Source organism: Geobacter sp. 60473, from assembly GCF_036323535.1.
Classification (GTDB): domain Bacteria; phylum Desulfobacterota; class Desulfuromonadia; order Geobacterales; family Geobacteraceae; genus Geobacter; species Geobacter sulfurreducens.
In genome coordinates this window covers 2,379,598-2,397,287 of record NZ_AP028967.1, presented here as the reverse complement: position 1 = coordinate 2,397,287, position 17,690 = coordinate 2,379,598, and the positions used below count along the sequence as shown (strand labels likewise).

Annotated in this window: 21 protein-coding genes; 7 read left to right on the top strand and 14 right to left on the bottom strand. The window is 60.7% G+C overall.

Translation table 11 applies throughout. The annotated features are described in order from the left end of the window. Positions 1–2: 2 nt before the first annotated feature. Together AABA48_RS10855 and AABA48_RS10850 are read right to left on the bottom strand one after the other, a co-directional pair. Positions 3–329 carry a hypothetical protein gene (locus tag AABA48_RS10855; protein ID WP_338270246.1) on the bottom strand — a complete coding sequence of 109 codons (327 nt, stop codon included), beginning with the start codon at positions 327–329 and terminating at the stop codon, positions 3–5. Positions 330–345: 16 nt separating this feature from the next. Further along, positions 346–690 (bottom strand): hypothetical protein, encoded by a 345-nt coding sequence (locus AABA48_RS10850; RefSeq protein WP_324311783.1) that lies wholly within the window; start codon positions 688–690, stop codon positions 346–348. A 221-nt stretch (positions 691–911) separates the two neighbouring features. Here AABA48_RS10850 and AABA48_RS10845 point away from each other — a divergent pair, with 221 nt between their 5' ends. Beyond that, positions 912–1,598 carry a DUF554 domain-containing protein gene (locus AABA48_RS10845; protein ID WP_010941418.1) on the top strand — a complete coding sequence of 229 codons (687 nt, stop codon included), beginning with the start codon at positions 912–914 and terminating at the stop codon, positions 1,596–1,598. Between the two features lie 349 nt (positions 1,599–1,947). On the opposite strand, the gene AABA48_RS10840 is transcribed toward AABA48_RS10845, so the two are convergent. The 10 genes from AABA48_RS10840 to AABA48_RS10795 form a co-directional block, all read right to left on the bottom strand. Beyond that, positions 1,948–2,445 (bottom strand): DsrE family protein, encoded by a 498-nt coding sequence (locus tag AABA48_RS10840; protein WP_286350472.1) that lies wholly within the window; start codon positions 2,443–2,445, stop codon positions 1,948–1,950. Between the two features lie 58 nt (positions 2,446–2,503). Beyond that, positions 2,504–3,088, bottom strand: a complete 585-nt coding sequence (locus tag AABA48_RS10835; RefSeq protein ID WP_324311779.1) for a TetR/AcrR family transcriptional regulator — start codon at positions 3,086–3,088, stop codon at positions 2,504–2,506. Positions 3,089–3,300: 212 nt separating this feature from the next. Then, positions 3,301–4,488, bottom strand: coding sequence for a Fic family protein (locus AABA48_RS10830; RefSeq protein WP_286350470.1), 1,188 nt, complete (start codon positions 4,486–4,488; stop codon positions 3,301–3,303). Between the two features lie 264 nt (positions 4,489–4,752). Beyond that, a complete protein-coding gene (locus AABA48_RS10825; RefSeq protein ID WP_338270245.1) occupies positions 4,753–6,411 on the bottom strand; it encodes a hypothetical protein in 1,659 nt (552 codons plus the stop codon). Positions 6,412–6,429: 18 nt separating this feature from the next. After that, positions 6,430–6,561, bottom strand: coding sequence for a hypothetical protein (locus tag AABA48_RS10820; RefSeq protein ID WP_338270244.1), 132 nt, complete (start codon positions 6,559–6,561; stop codon positions 6,430–6,432). A 285-nt stretch (positions 6,562–6,846) separates the two neighbouring features. Further along, positions 6,847–7,401, bottom strand: coding sequence for a hypothetical protein (locus tag AABA48_RS10815; protein ID WP_338270242.1), 555 nt, complete (start codon positions 7,399–7,401; stop codon positions 6,847–6,849). A gap of 100 nt (positions 7,402–7,501) precedes the next feature. Continuing rightward, a complete protein-coding gene (locus tag AABA48_RS10810) occupies positions 7,502–7,897 on the bottom strand; it encodes a hypothetical protein (RefSeq protein WP_338270241.1) in 396 nt (131 codons plus the stop codon). 87 nt (positions 7,898–7,984) lie between these two features. Then, complete coding sequence (locus AABA48_RS10805; RefSeq protein WP_338270240.1) at positions 7,985–8,500, bottom strand: hypothetical protein; 516 nt, start codon at positions 8,498–8,500, stop codon at positions 7,985–7,987. Positions 8,501–8,664: 164 nt separating this feature from the next. Beyond that, positions 8,665–8,886, bottom strand: a complete 222-nt coding sequence (locus AABA48_RS10800; protein ID WP_338270239.1) for a hypothetical protein — start codon at positions 8,884–8,886, stop codon at positions 8,665–8,667. Between the two features lie 326 nt (positions 8,887–9,212). Beyond that, positions 9,213–11,447, bottom strand: coding sequence for a methyl-accepting chemotaxis protein (locus AABA48_RS10795; RefSeq protein ID WP_338270238.1), 2,235 nt, complete (start codon positions 11,445–11,447; stop codon positions 9,213–9,215). A gap of 226 nt (positions 11,448–11,673) precedes the next feature. On the opposite strand from AABA48_RS10795, the gene AABA48_RS10790 reads away from it, so the two are divergent. The 3 genes from AABA48_RS10790 to AABA48_RS10780 all read left to right on the top strand — a co-directional run bounded on the left by AABA48_RS10790 (position 11,674) and on the right by AABA48_RS10780 (position 13,478). Next, a complete protein-coding gene (locus AABA48_RS10790) occupies positions 11,674–12,348 on the top strand; it encodes an outer membrane protein (RefSeq protein WP_286350460.1) in 675 nt (224 codons plus the stop codon). A 105-nt stretch (positions 12,349–12,453) separates the two neighbouring features. Then, positions 12,454–13,158 (top strand): AzlC family ABC transporter permease, encoded by a 705-nt coding sequence (locus tag AABA48_RS10785; protein ID WP_338270237.1) that lies wholly within the window; start codon positions 12,454–12,456, stop codon positions 13,156–13,158. Continuing rightward, positions 13,158–13,478, top strand: a complete 321-nt coding sequence (locus AABA48_RS10780; protein WP_286350458.1) for an AzlD domain-containing protein — start codon at positions 13,158–13,160, stop codon at positions 13,476–13,478. The genes AABA48_RS10785 and AABA48_RS10780 overlap by 1 nt, the downstream gene beginning before the upstream one ends. A gap of 13 nt (positions 13,479–13,491) precedes the next feature. Here the strand turns inward: AABA48_RS10780 and rarD are convergent, their stop codons facing one another. Both rarD and AABA48_RS10770 read right to left on the bottom strand, forming a co-directional pair. Further along, the gene (gene rarD, locus AABA48_RS10775) at positions 13,492–14,454 is read right to left on the bottom strand and encodes an EamA family transporter RarD (RefSeq protein ID WP_338270236.1); all 963 of its coding nucleotides are present in this window, start codon (positions 14,452–14,454) and stop codon (positions 13,492–13,494) included. Next, positions 14,451–14,759 (bottom strand): DUF2917 domain-containing protein, encoded by a 309-nt coding sequence (locus tag AABA48_RS10770; protein WP_286350456.1) that lies wholly within the window; start codon positions 14,757–14,759, stop codon positions 14,451–14,453. The genes rarD and AABA48_RS10770 overlap by 4 nt, the downstream gene beginning before the upstream one ends. A 209-nt stretch (positions 14,760–14,968) precedes the next feature. Between AABA48_RS10770 and AABA48_RS10765 the strand changes: the two genes are divergently transcribed. From AABA48_RS10765 to AABA48_RS10755, 3 genes are all read left to right on the top strand, one after another. Then, a complete protein-coding gene (locus AABA48_RS10765) occupies positions 14,969–15,559 on the top strand; it encodes a TetR/AcrR family transcriptional regulator (RefSeq protein WP_338270235.1) in 591 nt (196 codons plus the stop codon). Between the two features lie 241 nt (positions 15,560–15,800). Next, positions 15,801–16,808 (top strand): oxidoreductase, encoded by a 1,008-nt coding sequence (locus AABA48_RS10760; protein WP_338270234.1) that lies wholly within the window; start codon positions 15,801–15,803, stop codon positions 16,806–16,808. A 236-nt stretch (positions 16,809–17,044) separates the two neighbouring features. Next, positions 17,045–17,626 carry a flavodoxin family protein gene (locus tag AABA48_RS10755; RefSeq protein ID WP_286350453.1) on the top strand — a complete coding sequence of 194 codons (582 nt, stop codon included), beginning with the start codon at positions 17,045–17,047 and terminating at the stop codon, positions 17,624–17,626. Positions 17,627–17,690 lie beyond the last annotated feature (64 nt).

Here is a 17,690-nt window from a genome sequence, read left to right as displayed (position 1 = left end):
CGTTACGCCCCTTGATCCAGCCCCGCCGCCTCGGCCGGGGCGCGCTCGCGCACGAGCCGGTCGATATACCCGCACCAGGCGTCGCCGGCACGGTCCGGCACATCCGGGTTGCCCCGGACCCCCAGCCTGAACTCGATCGCAGATTTCCACTCCTCGGAGCCGAGGTCCGGGCCGTGCCCCTGTCCGTCGCCGGTAGGCACACTCGCTTCGATCGCCTGGTTCCAGGGAGCGGAGCAGAGGACCACCGTGGTCGGGGCCGACAGCAGGCCGCCGCCGGCCTGAGCGCACGCCGTCGTCAGCAGGAGAGCGACCGCCAGTATTCTCGTCATAACGCCTCCGGAATATCTACACGATTTCATACACGATAATGGCGCACACGGACACCATCAGGACCAGTCCCGTAATGAAGGTGGTGTCGGCCCAGCGCTCCAGGCGATGCATCCGGCGGGAACTGCGCGTGCGAAGCGCGAAGTAGGAAAGGATGCACGACGCAAGGAAGAGGAACGCATCGAGCGCGAGAATATCATCCGCCAGGGTCACGCCTCCGCGGATGGTCAGCACCACGCGCAGCAGCCCGATGACCGTGAGGCATACCCCCACCATGGCCGCCGAGGCGGTGAAGATGTGGATGGAAACGTCTTCTTCGAGGTTAATGCCGCATGTTGTCTTCTGCGTGTCGTTGGTATCCATGGCTCTTGATTGTCACCCGGGTTTCCGGTCGGGGCATGGCCGGTATAGTTGTGAAAAACGCACGACTCCGGCTCGGGTTTACCGTGCGTACAAAGAAATTTGTCCCCGAGCCCGACGGCGCCACCCTGGTTTCAGCATGGCGCGGCCGCGGTATTTTCCATTGCCAGTTGCCGGCTGTCGTGCTATCACGGCGGCACTTCCCCGCAAGGAGCGCCACGCCCATGATCCTCACCGGAACCATCGCCAACGTCGCCACCATCTGCGCCGGCGCCCTGATCGGCCGCTATGCCGGCCGCTTCGTCCCTGCCCGGACGCGCCGGACGGTCATGGCGGGGCTGGGGTTGACCGTCCTGCTGATCGGCCTGCAACTGGCGCTCAAGAGCCGCCAGCCGCTCCTGGTGATCGGCGGGCTGATCATCGGCGGCATCCTCGGCGAGATGCTCCAGATCGAGGCCCGGCTGGAGGACTTCGGTCGCTGGCTCCAGGCGCGCTTCTCCAGCGCCGGCAACATCGCCGAGGGGTTCGTCTCCGCGAGCCTGCTCTACTGCGTCGGCGCCATGGCCATCATGGGCTCGCTCCAGGACGGCCTCGGCGACAAGCCCTCCATCCTCTACGCCAAGGCCGCCCTTGACGGCGTCGCCTCCATTGCCCTGGCCTCCACCCTCGGCATCGGCGTCCTGTTCGCTGCGCTGCCCGTGGCCCTCTACCAGGGCGGAATCACCCTGGCCGCCGACGTGGCCAGGGGGGTGCTGACCGAGCCCGTCATCGTGGAGATGAACGCCGCCGGCGGCCTGCTGATCGTGGCCATTGCCCTCGACATGATGGAGCTGAAGAGAATCCCGGTCGGCAACCTGCTGCCGTCGGTCTTCGTGGTGGTAGGGCTGGCGTGGGCCTTCGGGCTGGCGTGAGGCGGCGCGTCAGGTCTCCCAAAACGTTAAATAAGCAAGCGGGTTATTAAACGTTTTGTCCCGGATGGAAGGCTGGCGGGCCCTTTGTGTCCGGCTGAGTTACCGTTCGCGAAAAGAATTTTGCTCCCTGAGTGCCCATGTGTGCGAAGCTTCGGGATCCGCGATTCGCGTCCGGATTATTCGTAAAGGGAAACCTGGTTAGCACCCACCCCCGCCTTGGAAAAGGCCTGCCAACAAGAAGGTGACCACCCCTCGGCCCCCGCCTGCTTCGTAGGGTGGCCGAGCAGCCAATACTTGCTCAGAAGCTCAATTTTCGCGAGCGTTCCTAGGCAAAGCGCTTGTGGGGTCATCAATAAATCGGGACCAGTGCATACCCCCTGGCCTGGTAGCCGACCAAAGAAATGAAGGTGTTGGCGACCACGCTGACCTGGGGAAGAATTGTTGCGTTGTCCACTTTGAACAGGCGGGTGGCAATTGCACAGGCCTCGAAACGGACCCCCTGTTTCGCCAGGCCGGCAATCAAGGCGTCTGCTTCCGCCAGGGCGTCGATGGTGTCAGCGGAAAATGACTTACGGTCCGTGGAAACGAAACGCACAGCCGCGCCACGGAAGGCCACAACCATCTCCGGCCTTACCCCCTGTGTCTTGAGGCCCTCCAGGGTCTCGGTGATGACCTGCAGATAGAGGGAGAGCTTTTCCGCATCGGTGACATTGACATCAAATACAGCCTTGCCGGTTCTGACCCCTTTCAGGGCAACCCGATCAGTGGGGGCGGCGGCCAGGGGGGTTGTCGGGAGGGCTGCGGCGAACAGCAGGGCCATCAGGGTAAGAAAAACGATCATGCGCATGGAAATACCTCCGGAAAATATACGAGAACGAACATTCGTTCTGTTTCAACGGAAAAAATTAAGCGGTGATGCCCCGCCACCCCGCATCCATAACCTCGTCTAGATAGGTGTCGATCGGTTGGGGGAGCACTCCGTCGAGGGCAAGGTGCAGCAGTCGTATGGCGCCACCGAACAGGACGGCGCTGGCCACGGTCGGGTCGAGGGGGCGGATCTCTCCCGAGTCAATACCGTCCACGATGAGCTGGCGCATGATCTCGAAGGGGCGGGTTGAGCAGATTGGGGGCGCCTCCGGCAGGAATTCTCGATGCCGGGCATGCAGTACAAAGTGCGCGGTCAGGGGGTCGGTTTCGGCCAGGGAGAAGAGCGCGGCAACAATGGCCCGGCAGCGGTCCTTGACCGTCGGCTGCGAGGCGGCTGCCGTTTCTACCACGTCCGTCATCTGTGCGAGCAGGTCGTCGTAGATGGCGCGGGCAATGGCCTCTTTGCCGTCGAAATGGTGATAGAGGCAGCCGATGCTCAGGCCTGCGGCATGGCGGATATCGTGGACAGACGTGGCGAAATACCCCCTATCGGCAAACAGCCCAAGCGCCGTTGTGAGGATCAGTTCGCGTGTCTTCTGAGGGTCTTTTCCCTTGGGGGGCATCTGTACCTCGCTTAGAACGAGCGTTCGGTCTGTAACTTAGCCCGAAGGTTCTCTTTCGTCAAGTACCAAAATGGGATGGCTGGCTTTTAGGGGAAAGATTACGATTGACCCCTGAAAATGCGCTTCTAAGGGTGAACATTCTCCTGGATTGAAGTGTAATTGTTTAAATATCGGGAGGTTGGCATGGTCCGGCCCGAATTGCTCGAATTACGTCATAAGGGCGGCCGGTCAAGAAGCTCGATGATTTCCTTTGCGTAGAAGCACCTGTTGCGCCGCTGTGGTTCCCGTTGCACCAGAACGCCGAGTTCTTCGAATTTCGCCAGGGCCGCGCTTGCCGACGGGAATGATATGTTGAGAGCATCTTTGGCCCGGTGCGCGGTCAGGACGGGGGTCCCGGCCATAAGTCGCGGGAACCTGTAGAGAACGGACTGGCGGCGAAGCCCCATGTCAGCCACCATCGCTTCCCATTTCCTGATGATTGCATCCAATCCCACCGCGGTATCTATCGCCTCTTGAACGGCGACCTCGACCCCGGCTGACAAAAAGCGGATCCACTCTGCCCATTTCCCGCGTAGTTGCACCCCGGCCAATGCATCGTAATATTCGCGCTGGTTGTCCTTCAGGTAGCCGGCCAGGTACACCGGGGGCAGGCCTTCGGCCGCCAGCATCAGAGGGAGAAGTATCCTCCCCACCCTGCCATTGCCGTCGACGAATGGGTGGATCGTTTCAAACTGGGCATGAACGACCGCCATCCGTGCAATGATGGAAAACTCGAAGAAGTCTTCCTCCTGCGGCGTGTAATGCAGCACATCCAGAAGGTCGTCCATGCAGGCGTCCAGGTATTCGGCAGGAGGCGGAACGAACCGTGCCTGATCGATCTTCAATCCCCCACCGATCCAGTTCTGCCTGTCCCTGAACTCCCCCGGCCTTCCCGGCACCGAATCAATGTTTTCCACCAGCCGGGCGTGAATCTCTTTGATGAGACCGCAACTGAACGCCGCAACGCCGCTTTCCCGGACTCGTTCCAGACCATGTTCAAGCGCATAAACATAGTTTTTCGTTACTTGAACGTCCGGTGGCAGGCCCTCATGGCTGCCGGTCGCCTCGAAGACCAGCAGATCGTCGATCCCGGAGTGGGTCCCCTCAATCTGACTGCTCCTGACCGCCTCGCGACGATCGGCAGTTCTGGTGACGAGATCCGGATTCGGCAGCACTGACGATAACCGTTGCAGGGTGTTAAGAGCTTCCCGGGCTTTGAGGAGTGTATCCCCGACACCCTGTAATCCGATCAGATCGCGGGCGCGAGGTGTGGGCGGGGGAACCAGGGCAAAACTGCCGGGATGCTCTCTAACGGGAACAAGCAGCTTCCGCCGCTCCGGACTCAAATCGCTCTTGCGCATAGTCGAAACCTTTATTAACCGGATTTGTTATTTAAAGTTAAGCTCAAAACTTTAAATAAGCAAGCGGGTTATTAAAAGTTTTGTCCCTGATGAAAGGCTGGCGGGCCCTTTGTGTCCGGCTGGGTTACCGTTCGCGAAAAGAATTTTGTCCCCGGGGTGCTCAGGGTCGCGAACCTTCGGGAGGGGATATTCATGTTTATTTTTCTTTTGCGCCTTTAGATAAATAGAAAAGAGCATCCCGTCGGGTCACTCCTCACGGCATGACTAAAACCTGACGAACCGGTTCTCATGTACCAGATAGATCAAGGCGTCTTTCGCTTCCGGTGATACGCCGGATATATGCCGGCGGGCCAGGGCCAATCGTTGGCGATTGTTTTCAGATATCTGCCGAACAGTGGCAAGGGGGTACCAGCGTGGCGGATCCGTTTGGTTCGCCTCAAGGGCGGTTTCGGCATCCTGCTGTTCCTGCAAATACAATCTGCTGATCAAAATGAGATCGTACGTCAGCAATGCCAGGGATTTGTAGGGCTCTGCCAGTTTGTCGAACTGAGGGGTGGCCGTCGGTTCGCTCTCAAGCTGGTCGATGAGTCCCGCAATCGGAGTATACGCAAACCCGGGCTCCGTGTGAATATATGCCCAGGCCGCCAACTCGTAGGGCGTCAGGGTTGGCACGTCAACCGGCACGGGGGGCGACTCCGGAGATGCCGATGTCGATCTCCCAAGAATTTCCATCAGGTGTTCAGGAGTCATGCCGGCCATTACCCCACCCTGGCCCGCCATGCGCGAAGTGATTTCCAGCATGAGCTCAACAGACTCCGGAATTGTGCGAAGATCATAACTTTCAAACGCAAGCTTCAGCATCTGCACATCCCGCCTTGCTACGGCATTGAATTCCTGGATTCTCAATCCTTGTAGGTCGTTTTCCGATGAGCTTGCCAGCAGGTCACGATCCGCTGCCTTAAGGCTGGTGGTTGTGTCCTGCCACACAAGATCGAATACGGAATGGAGTCTGGAAAACCTCGGCGGCGAACAACCGGCATGTCTGAAGCCGGCAACCAGTTCCCGAATCGACCTGTAATTGCTCAGACTCAACATGCCGGTGACGTACCCCAGCCGCATGCCTGCCCTCGCAACAGCCCCGACAGCGGGATTGCTCTCCAGTGCCGCCTCTGTTGCCGCTCCGGCCGCAGCAAAAGCAGTTGAGACGGTTTCCAGGTTTATTCCCGCATCAATGCCGGCGTCGATCAACGACTGCAGGAGTACCGCATACGCCTCGCCCCGTCGGTATGCCTCGACGTTCTGATCGAACACAATCGAATCATCGACCGATTTGCGATAAATCCCCGCGGCATCGGCCAGTCCGTTTCTCAGTGACCCCAGAAATGCGGCGTGCTGGTCGGAGCTCAGGTCATCCGTTGCCAGAACAGCGAACAGGGCATCGGCGCCGGCCACAATGGCGGAACCTATGGCTTCGGCATCCGTTGTGCTGATCGTGGGCGTTCGCAGAAGCGTATGGGCAACCAGCATATGCACCGGCGTCAGCCTGCCCGACAGGGCCGTGGCCTTCAGCAGGGCCCGCGCCTGCAGATCGGTCACCTCGCTCACGCCCGCATCAACGGTCCCGCCGGGTTGCGGGCTCGGCACGATCGCCTGCCGCAACACATTCTCGCCGTCCATAATCCGGATATGCAGGAACGGTGTCGTTGCCGAAGATGGAACCGTCGGAAAATCAAAGGCTATCTTGCCGAGCGCGTCGGTCCTGGCCACCACTTCGGCCACTGTCTGCAACTCTCCCTGGGCGCTGAGGGCTGAAAGCCGGACCGTAAGATCCTTGCTCAACGGTAAATGATCCGGCAACGCGTAGCTGGCTGCTGAAAAACAAAAGAGAACTGCGCCAACAATCAACGGAATGATTCTGCTCATTACACGGCCCCATCCCTTCTATTTGCCGCTGCCGGTCAGGCTCCCGGTACCCTTGCCGTTGCCGGAGCTTCCACTTCCGCCACAGCCGCACATGGTTGTCAGGACGATGGTCATCAGGATCAAGAACAGGATTTTGAGTGCGCGTCTCATGATTATGACTCCTCTGGCCTTCGGCTTTTCTTGATTGATTCGAAAGGTTGGAAGGGGTTCCTTGTTTGTTGTTCTTTTCGTGCCTTCGGGAAAATAGAATAGAGCGTCCCCTCGGGACCTCACTTCTTCATATGTCATGGTAAGTGTTCGATTATGACCCTGAAAATGCGCTTCTAAGGGTGAAAATTCTCCTGAATTGAGTTGTAATTGGTGAAATGTCAGCAGGTTGGCTTGGTCCGACCCGAGTTGCCCCCGGGGGTAAAACCCCCGGCTACCCGATTGAACCTATTTCGTCTCGCTTTGTTTCAGCTTCTCGCGTTCGAGCTTTAATTTTTCTATTTCAAGCTGCAACTTCAGTTTTTCGATTTCTGCATTTGATTCGCTGACTGTTTTCTGATTTTTCGTCAATGCTTCTGAAAGTGACACGTTGAAGCAATCAGAGTAGGTGCGAGTCTTGAAAATTACAGCCTTGATGCCGGAGCACCTTACGTCTCCACAACAATCGAAGGAGAATCTTTCAACATCCTTTGGATCAATCCAAGCTGTGTTTTCTCCTTCTTCTGCATCCTTTCCATTTTTCCAATATCTTACATGAAGGCGTCCGTCTGAAATACTTTCAGCTGCCATTACTCCTGAAATAACAGCACTACTTTCAAAAGCGATGAACGGGAATCCTTTTTTCACTGTTTCGTCAACTTCATCTCCAGTTGATCGAGCATAGACTCTTGTATTATCTGTCTTTGAGATATATCCCATTCCGATACTCGAACCATATCCAGCCCAGGACGAAGAAGATACTCCCAGTAATGAAGCTATAACCGCCATAGTTATGATTTTCATTTTTCCTCCAAGTATGGTTGATGGTGAGGGCGATGAGTGGACTCCCTGGCACCAACGACCTTTTAGGCTTTCGTCCTTGTCTTGCCTTTGAGTGTTACTGCTAATAATTGTTTTGCATAGTCTGGTAGTCGATAACAGTCCCGCTTTCGTCAAAAAATACTGTGAGAATGTAATTTGACGATTTTGTTGTCGTTTGTGCATAAAAAGGAACGACTACGGCAGTTCCTTCAGTGTTGTGCGACCAGTAGCTCCAAGTCTCTACTGCTGTTAAATGCACAGGTAAGTTTACCTGCGCGGCTCCATCTGATTTAGGGATTGTTTGTTTTCTGGTTGTTTGAGGCGGTCCAAAAAGAGAAAGGATGTCCTGCTGTGTTGTCTTCCCTTTTTGGATCTGCGTCACCATTTCTGGTTTTAGATTCTCGTTGCCGATATGACGGCTGAAACCACAGCTTGTGAGCAGTAACATTAGCAACGGGAACAGAAGTCTTTTCTTCATGGGTTCTCCTTTTCGTTCAACGGGGTCCGGCCTTGACCGGCGGCGTTAGCCGTCCGCGTCTGAGGCCGTGGTTGGGCATCACTTCACTTATCTAAATACAGGGTGCTGCATCGGAATGGTGTAAGTTTCCCCGAGGTTCAATTTGCCGTCTTTCAGGGAATATGGGTATATTACCGTCTGTGAGACGCCATCGCGGTGGTCAATGTCAACAGCAACAGCATCCGTCTTTTCTGATTTCCCTGGAGGGACAACCTTAACGTCATAAACCAACGCCGTCGCAAGGAACTCTCTGTCTTTTGCTCCTTTCTTAAATGCTTCGTGAAGGACCTTTATGACATCCACTGATGGTGGGTGCTCTTCACCTGTCCATGCACCTTGGTTGATGACCTTACCCTCTAAATTCAGCACTCCACCGAATGGGAAGAACTCGCCGTGTTTCTTGAGCATTTCCTCAGCGAAAGGCAATACTGCGTCCATCAGTCGTTCACATTGTTGTTTTGGTGATTCCTTCATAGTTTTTTCCTCTGCTCTGCACATAGAGCCTCCACTCCAGAAGGTCACTCCGCATATCATCATTACAAGTATCAGTATTGCCCTTTTCATATTTCTCCTGCCCAACGGGCCAAGGGTTCACCGGCACTCCGGGCCGGTGTAACCCGTTGGTTATCCCCCGCCCTTCTTCCTCGAATGCGCGGGCAAACGAAAGGACTCCACAATGCTGAAACGATTATTGCGGAAGGCGGTAATTGAAATTGTGTCTGAAGATATTAAGCGGAATGGGCCGCTTGCGCTTCTTTTAAGAAATCAAGTGCGGCCTGTATCGCCTCTTTCCTCAACTCCGAGATCGGAGCGTCGCGCTTAGGAATCCAGACTGTCACCTCAGCGGAGAATCCGTAAGTTTCAATTTGTTTATAGAAACTTACTTGAACATCCATTTTGTCAATTTCGGGGTTCTCTTGGAGTCCGATTGAGTTGACGGTGATTTCCATTGTTGTTTCCTCCTCCTGGGTAATAGTGCCCACGCGGAGCACTCGGTTTCTTCGGATTTATTTTTCTTGGTATAACTCCTTATTGAGCGGTTCACGCGCGTGCGCGCATTGAACCGCTCATCCCCCCACATAGAACACTTTTCCCAGCGACCCCACTACAACCCAAATTCATTAACCCACCACAAGTATACGCCCCGACTATCCCTGCGCGCGCAAGCGCAGTCAAGTCAGGAAAATCCTGATACAACGGGGGATTCGGGGGAGAGGACACAAAAAAGGGGGAACCGGTACACCGGCTCCCCCTGTGGCGCGTTATGAGGGCAGGATCAGCGGGAGGATTGGCCGCGGATGTGGAAGCCTTCCATCTCGGTTTCCAGTACTTTTACCTGGCGGCTGAGGGTGATGGCCGCTTCTTCCATGACCCGCGAGACTTCGAGGCTCATGGTTGCCGACTTCTGGATCTCTTCCATGGACCGGACGATCTGCTCGCTGCCCCGGAACTGTTCTTCGCTGGCGTTGCGGAACTGGCCGATCATGTCGGTGATGTTTTCGGTGGAGCGGGCGATGATGTTTCCCGTGGCGCTCTGCTCACGGGTGGAGTTGCGGACCTGGGCGGTGGCGTCGCGCATCCGCTCCACCGCGGTCATGATGAGGTCGCCGCCGGCGCCCTGCTCGCTGGTGGCGCTGGCGATCTGGCCGGTCATGTCGGTGACCCGGTTGATGGCGTCGCGGATGATCTTGCTGCCGGTGGCCTGCTCAACGGTGGCGCGGGCGATTTCGGCCACCCGCGAGGAGGCTTCGCGGGCCCGCATGACGATTTTGCCCAGGGCCTCATCGGCGTTGGTGGAGAGGCGCTCTTCGTCGGCAATGCTCTTGTCGGCCCGGCTGATGGCTTCCACGGCGCGCCGGGTTTCGCTCTGGACCCCCATGATGACCTCGGCGATCTCCCGGGTGGAGGTGCGGGTCCGGTCGGACAGGTCCTTGATCTCGCCGGCCACGACGGCGAAGCCGCGGCCGTGCTCGCCGGCCTGGGCCGCGATGATGGCGGCGTTGAGGGAGAGGAGGTTGGTCTGCTCGGCGATTTCGTCGATGACGGAGATGATGCCGCCGATGTCTTCCACCTTGCGGGACAGGACGTCGATGACCTCGGTGGTGATGCGCGAGGAGCGCTGGATGGCCACGATGCCGGCGATGGCGTCTTCCACGGCGCGCTTGCCCCGCTCGGCCTCGCGCTCCACGTCCTGGGAGAGGGCGGCTGTTTCGCGGGCGTTCACTTCGACCTGGCCGATGGCCGTGTCCATCTGGGCCACGGAGGAGGCGGTGGTGGTGGAGATTTCCATCAGGCTCTGGACGCTGCCGTCGATCTGCTTGATGGATGCGGCCATCTGGATGACCGAGGAGCTTACTTCGTCCACGAGGCTTGAGAGGCTGTCGGCGTTGATGGCCACTTCCTCGACGCTGGCGGTCATTTCTAGGATCGAGGATGAGGTGTCGGCCGCGCTGAGGGAGAGGTTGGCGACGCCGTCGGCCACTTCGCGGATGGAGGCGTTGATCTCGGAGATGGCCGAAGAGGCGGCGTTGACGCCCTTGGCCTGGATCTCTTCGCCTTCGGTTACCTTGCCGGCTGCGTCGGCGATCTTGTCGGACAGGGCGTGCAGCTCGCCCACGGCCTTGCGGACCGAGGTGAGCATGCCCGAGAGCCGGTCGGCCATGGTGTTGAAGTCGTCGCCCAGGGTGCCGAGCTCGTCGCGGGAGTCCACCGGCACGGCGGCGGTCAGGTCGCCCCGGGCGCCGCTCTGGAGTGCCGCGGCCACACGCTTGACCCGGCCGACGATCATGCGGGTGAAGAGAAGCCCCAGGCCGATGGCTGCGGCAACGGCCATGATGATGACCGTGATGAAGGTGTAGCGGGTGGACTGGCGGATGGTATCGGTGGTCTTGAGCCCGGCGTAGGTCTGGGATTCGAGGTAGTCGGCCAGGTCGTCGATGTCGAGCTTGGCGTTCTCGCTGGTGTCGCGGATGGTTTCCAGGGCGAGCCGGTTCAGGGTTTCATCGGCCAGGGCATCCTTGGCGGCCTGGTCCACCACGCCGCTTCGCAGTCCCTTCAGCAGGCGCTGCTTGTGGGCGATGAGCTGGTCCGCTGCCTTTTCGAATTCGCCCCAGCTTGCCAGGACGGCGGCTGCGTAGTTCGCGACGGGGCTGCCGGCCGGGGCGGGGGGGATGCCCAGGGCGGGGTCGCCGTTGAGCAGGGCGTTCGAGTATTTTTTGAACAGCTCGTTCTTGGCGCGATAGTTGTTGACGTGTTCTTCGAATTCGTCCGGGTCGGTCCTGACCATGGCGGCTTCGACCAGGTTGACCCGGCACGCCTTCTGGCTCAGTTGCATGTTGAGGACCGCTTTTTCCTGGAGGGCGCGGCCCCGGAGCATGGTTTTCACCTGCGTTACCACGCTGTCGACCCGCCAGATGCCGAAGATGCCGGTGACGGCCACGATCAGGGCCATGGTGCTGAATGCGAGGATGTGTTTCGCCCGCAGCCGGGCATTTCTGAATGACAGTGACATGCTAATGGTTCCTCCTGCTGGAACGCATCAAAGGATTCATATGGAACGTATCGGCTGTAAACCGTTTTGTCTTAATGTTTTTTGGTGATAAACCGCCAATTGCCGTATACGGGATGGGCGCGGCGGCGGTTGCGCTCCCGCCCGGGTTTCATTTCAAGCGAATAGGGGTACACTGTTACCAGTGCCGCGAGCCCTGACATTCGCACTCTCTGAAGGAGGAACAGTCATGAAAAAACACACGATTGCCATTGCCGCCTTTGCGCTCTGCACCCTGCCCGCCGTGGCGGGTGCCACTCCGGCCCGGCCGGGAGGGTATGTCTCGGGCTTCTTCGGGGTAAGCGCCGCCTCGGATGCCGATGTGACGAGTATCGACAATCAGTTCGGCGACGTCTTCAACGACCAGGTGGAGTATGACCCGAACATCTACGTGGGCGGTACCGGGGGGTACGATTTCGGCCACTTCCGGCTGGAGGGGGAACTCTCGTACAAGCATGCGGAGATCAGTTCGATCACCGACGATACCGGCTTCCGGTTCCGGGGGGTGGACGGCAACCTCGGCGCCCTGGCGTTCATGGCCAACGCCTTTGTGGATCTGCACAACAATACGCCGGTCACCCCCTACTTCGGGGGAGGCATCGGCTTTGCCGTGCTGAGCCTGAGCGACACGTACGGCAGCGACGCCTCGGGCCGGCTGCTCCTCTACCCGGAGGACGACACCACGGTGTTCGCCTACCAGGCGGGCGGAGGTGTTGAGATCGCCATCAATCCGAGCCTGTCCCTTGACTTGGGATACCGCTACTTCGGCACCACCAAGGGGACCTTCGACTCGGACTGGATAACCACGACCAAACTGAAGTACGAGAGCCACAACGGCATGGTGGGGTTCCGGGTCAAGTTCTGAGCCGGGGCACCCGTTTCTTTTTGCCCGTTCTTGTGCTACACATCATCCCGTGCTGATTGGTGCAGCGGCCCGTGACCGGGGCGATTTCGAGCGGATGGTGTGCGGATGACGGAAGAGCGGAGCAGGGGAGTGGTGAGGGACGGGCTGGGCGCGGCCTGGCCCATCTGTCTGGGGTATGCCCCGATCGGGCTGGCCCTGGGGGTGCTGGCCCAGAAGGCGGGGCTCGGCCCCCTGGATACGGGGATCATGTCGGTGCTGGTGTTTGCCGGCGGCTCCCAGTTCATCGCGGTGGCCATGATCAAGTCGGGGGCAGCCCTGGCCGCCATCGTGGCCACCACGTTCATGGTGAACCTGCGGCACGCCCTCATGACGTCGGCCCTGGCGGTGCCGCTCCAGGGGGTGCGCCGCCGGTTCCTGGCCCTGTTCGCCTATGGCGTGACCGACGAGAGCTTTGCCGTGAACATGGCCCGGTTCCGGGCGGATGGGTGGGACCGGTGGCGGGCCCTGGTGGTGAACCAGACGGCCAACCTGACCTGGATTCTGAGCACCATTGCCGGGGCCTATGCCGGGGAGTTCGTGCCCGCCGGGGCACTGGGCATCGACTACGCCCTCACCGCCATGTTCATCTGCCTGCTGATCTTCCAGCTCCGAAGCCGGTTCTATGCCATCGTGGCCGCGTTCTCGGGGCTGGTGGCCACGGCCCTCTACGTGACGATCCCCGGTAATTCCCATATCGTGATCGCCGCCGTCACCGCCGCCACGGCGGGCTATGCCGTGCGCCGCAACCGGGCGGCCAGGGGGGTGGTGTGATGGACTTCCAGACCTACCTGGCCGTTGTCGCGGGCATGGCGCTCGTCACCTATCTCCCCCGCATGATCCCCCTCGTTCTCCTCTCCAACCGGCAGATACCTCCCTGGCTGGCCGACTGGCTGGACCTGATCCCGGCGGCCATCCTCGGCGCCCTGCTGGCCCCCGGCCTCCTGGCGGGCGAAACCCGCGCGCTGGAGCTGGGGCGCCCGGAGCTGATCGCCGCGCTCCCCACCTTTGCGGTGGCGCTGAAAACCCGCTCCCTGGGCCTCACCGTGGTGGCGGGGATGCTTTGTTACTGGTTGATCGGAAAGATTGTCTGACGGACGGGGGGGCTCAGCGCCCCCCGTTGCCGAAGATGAGTTTTGCCGCGTCGTAGGTGTAGAGGACGAGCCCCGTCCAGATCAGGGCGAAGCTTGCCAGGTGAGTGGGGGTGAAGGTCTCGCCGAAGGCGAAGACCGCCAGCGCGAAGTGAAGCGTGGGCACCACGTATTGCATCAGCCCCACCGTGGCGAGGCGCAGCCGCTTGGTGGCCGCCGCGAACCAGATCAGGGGGGTGGAGGTGAGGACCCCGGCGCAGGCGAGCAGGACGGTGATGTGGGTGGGCCCGGAGACGAAGGCGCTCTTTCCCTGATACGCCAGCCAGCCGAGATAGCCGAGGGCGAGCGGGAAGAGGAGCAGGGTCTCCACGGTGAGACCGGCCAGGGAGTCAACGGGCGCCTTTTTGCGCAGCAGGCCGTAGAGGCCGAAGGAGAGTCCCAGGGACAGGGCGATCCAGGGGAACTCCCCGTGCCGGAGCGTGAGAATCGCCACCCCGGCTGCGGCCAGGATGAAGCTCGCTTTCTGCTTGGGGCTGAGCCGCTCGTGCAGGAAGACCACCCCCAGGAAGGCCGACACCAGGGGGTTGATGAAGTAGCCGAGGCTCGACTGGAGCACCTTGCCCTCACCCACGGCATAGATGAAGACCAGCCAGTTGACGGCGATCAGGAGCGTGGTGGCGCAGAGGGTCATCAGGGTGCGGGGCCGGCTGAAGGCGGCCCGGACCCCGTCCCACCGGCGGGCCACGGTCAGCATCACGGCCAGCGTCGCCACCGACCAGGCGATCCGGTGGGACAGGACCTCCAGCGGGGTCACGCCGGCCAGGGCCTTGAAGTAGATGGGAAAGAACCCCCAGAGGAGGTAGGCGGCGAGGCCGAAGATCACTCCGGTGCGGGCCTCCCGCGCCGCCTGGTCCGGCGGATTGGTCATGGCTGCCTCCTGGCCGGGCGTGTTGGCCGGCGATAGAACCAGTTCCTTCATTGGCCGCTCCCATGATACACGAGGCGGATGCCGGCATGAAAGCCCGAAGAAGGCTCCCGTGCCCCGGTCGGTGCCGCTGCCGGGCCGTGGGCGGCCGGCACGATGGCCACCAGGGCGTCCCGGTGCCCCTCCAGTACCGCCTTGCCGCCGTGGGTAAAGCAGAACATGTCGCCGGCGCCCAGGAAGCGGTCCCGGTCGTCCCCCTCCTGGGTGAGCCAGATGATCCCCTCTTTGCAGCAGAGCACCAGCCCCTGCGGGTTCCCCTCGATGGCGACCGTTTCGTTCTTCGGCAGACGCAATTCCATGATCCTCTCTCCTCTCCGCCGCTGTTCCGGTGCGGGCGGACTGTGATGGTCGCAGTATCGCCGATTCCAGACAAGAATAACAGTTGCACAATTTGAAAATTGTTACCGGTACAGAATGGTGCAACGAGCAACTGTACTGTTGTGAAAAGATGTAAACTGTTCCGGGATCGGACTTGACTTTCTAGACGACCGGTCTAATAATCTCTCCCATGGATAAGAACGAAACGCGCGCCACGATCATCCGCATCGGCACCGACCTCATCTCCCGCCAGGGATTCAACGCCACCGGCATCGACGCGGTGCTGAAGGAGGCGGGGGTCCCCAAGGGGTCCTTCTACTATTATTTCAGGAGCAAAGAGGAATTCGGCCTGGCCGTGATCGACCACTTTGCCGAACGCTACGACCAGCGGCTCGACACCTTCCTGAACGACGAGGAGGTGACGCCGCTGAACCGTATCCGCAACTACCTGGAGAGCGGTCTGGCGCGGCTGGAGCAGAACCAGTGCAGCAAGGGGTGCCTCATCGGCAACCTTGGCCAGGAACTGGCCGACCAGCATGAGCGGTTCCGGGTCCGGCTCGACGAGATTTTCCGTTCCTGGAAGGATCGTTTCGCCGCCTGCCTGCGGGAGGCCCAGCGGGCGGGGGAGCTGGCGCCGGAGCTCGATGCCGGGGTGGCGGCGGGGTTCATCCTCTCGGGGCTGGAAGGGGCGATCCTGCGGGCCAAGGTGATGAAGTCGCCCCAGCCGCTGCGGGATTTCATCGAAATACTCTTCGCTTCGGTGCTGCGCCGGCAGGCGTGACAGCGATTTCAAACAACTAGGCGATCGGTCTAGCGGTTTCACGCCCTGTCGGCCGGCGGGGCGCATGGATTCGGGATGCGAGCCGTAGAGGTTACTAAGACATAACCTGACTACTGGACAGCGCATCGTACCCCCCGGCCTTCGGCTTCCCCCCTATTTTATAGGGGGGACTGAGGGGGGTCGAATAGTCGATACACTTGTTCGTATGTGCGGATACGTTCTAACTCTCAGGAGGGATCAGATGGATACGACGACACAGTTCAAGGCGCTGGTGGTGGAAAAGACGGCCGACAAGCAGTTCGTGCGGGAGGTGCGGCAGCGGAGCATCGACGACCTGCCGCCCGGCGACCTGGTGGTGCGGGTCCACTACTCGTCCCTCAATTATAAGGATGCCCTTTCGGCCACGGGCCACCCCGGCGTGACCCGGCAGTTCCCCCACACGCCGGGCATCGACGCGGCAGGTGAGGTGGTCGCCTGCGACAGCGGCGCCTTTGCACCGGGGGACCGGGTCATCGTCACCGGCTACGACCTGGGGATGGAGACCGACGGAGGTTTCGGCCAGTACATCCGCATCCCCTCAGCCTGGGCGGTGCCGCTGCCGGAGGGGCTCTCCCTGCGCGAGAGCATGGCCCTGGGCACTGCCGGCCTCACGGCGGCCCTGTCGGTGCTCGGGCTGGAGCGGGCCGGGGTGACGCCCGACCGGGGCGAGATCCTCGTCACCGGCGCCACCGGCGGGGTGGGGAGCATTGCGGTCGCCATCCTCGCCGCCGCCGGCTACCGGGTGACGGCCTCCACGGGCAAGGAGTTCGAGGAGGAGTACCTCCGGGAACTGGGCGCCACTGAGGTGATCGGTCGCGAGGAGTTGACCGCCGGGGCGGAAAAGGCGCTCCTGGCCGAGCGGTGGGCCGGCGCGGTGGACGTGGTGGGCGGCCCGACCCTGGCGGCGGTGCTCAAAAGCGTGAAATACGGAGGCGTCGTCACCTGCTGCGGGCTCGTGGGCTCGCCGGATCTGCCGGTGAACGTCTATCCGTTCATCCTGCGGGGGGTGAGCCTGCTCGGTATCGATTCGGTCCAGGCGTCGCCCGGGATCCGCCGGGAGGTCTGGCAGCGCCTGGCCGGAGCCTGGAAGCCCGCCGGCCTGGCCGGGATGGTGACCGAGTGTTCCCTGCAGGGGATCGAAGTCATGATCCAGACGATTCTCCACGGGGGGATCACGGGGCGCGTCGTGGTCAACCTGCTGGAAAGCTGAGACAGGTAGCCTGAATCCTGGCAGCGGGCACCCCGCGTCGCTCCGCGTGCCTCTCGCACTGCCGCTGTACGGCTCACTTCGCTACCGGCCTGAAACTCACCCTGGCGGGTTCAGACAATCAGGCCGGTTGCCGCTCTATTTCGCCTACAGCGGCTGGCGCTCGGGCACAGTCGCTCCGTCGGTGCGCCCGCTGCCAGGATTCAGGAGATAAGAACATATTCATACAGGGAGGAACCATGAACATCGTCACACTGCTGGGAAGCCCGCGCTCCAAGGGGATCAGCGCCACCATCGCCGCCCGCTTCACCGAAACCGCGGCCGAACTGGGCGCCCAAACCCGGTCCTTCGAGCTGAACCGGCTCGCCTACCGGGGGTGCCAGGGGTGCTACGCCTGCAAGAAGACCCTGGACCACTGCGTGCTCAAGGACGATCTGGCCCAGGTGCTGGAGGCGGTGCGCGAAGCCGACGTGGTGGTGCTGGCCTCGCCGGTCTACTACGGCGACGTGACCGCCCAGCTCAAGGGGTTCATCGACCGGACCTTTTCGTACCTCAAGCCCGATTACCTCTCCAACCCGCAACCGAGCCGGCTTTCGCCCAAAAAGCTCGTGTTCGTCCTTACCCAGGGGCACCCGGACGAGGGGATGTTCGCCGACATCTTCCCCCGCTACGAGGGGTTTCTCAAGTGGATGGGCTTCGTCGATGCCCGCCTGATCCGGGCCTGCGGTTTCGGCCCGTCCACCGTGGACAAGGTGCCCGAGCAGTATCTGCAGGAGGCGGAGCAGGCGGCGCGGGAGATCGTCGGGCAGGGGAAGGGGTAGCCATGGCCCGTACGGCAACCGGCATCATCCCGCGTTTTCCGGCCCCGGCCGCGGCCCGGTAGCG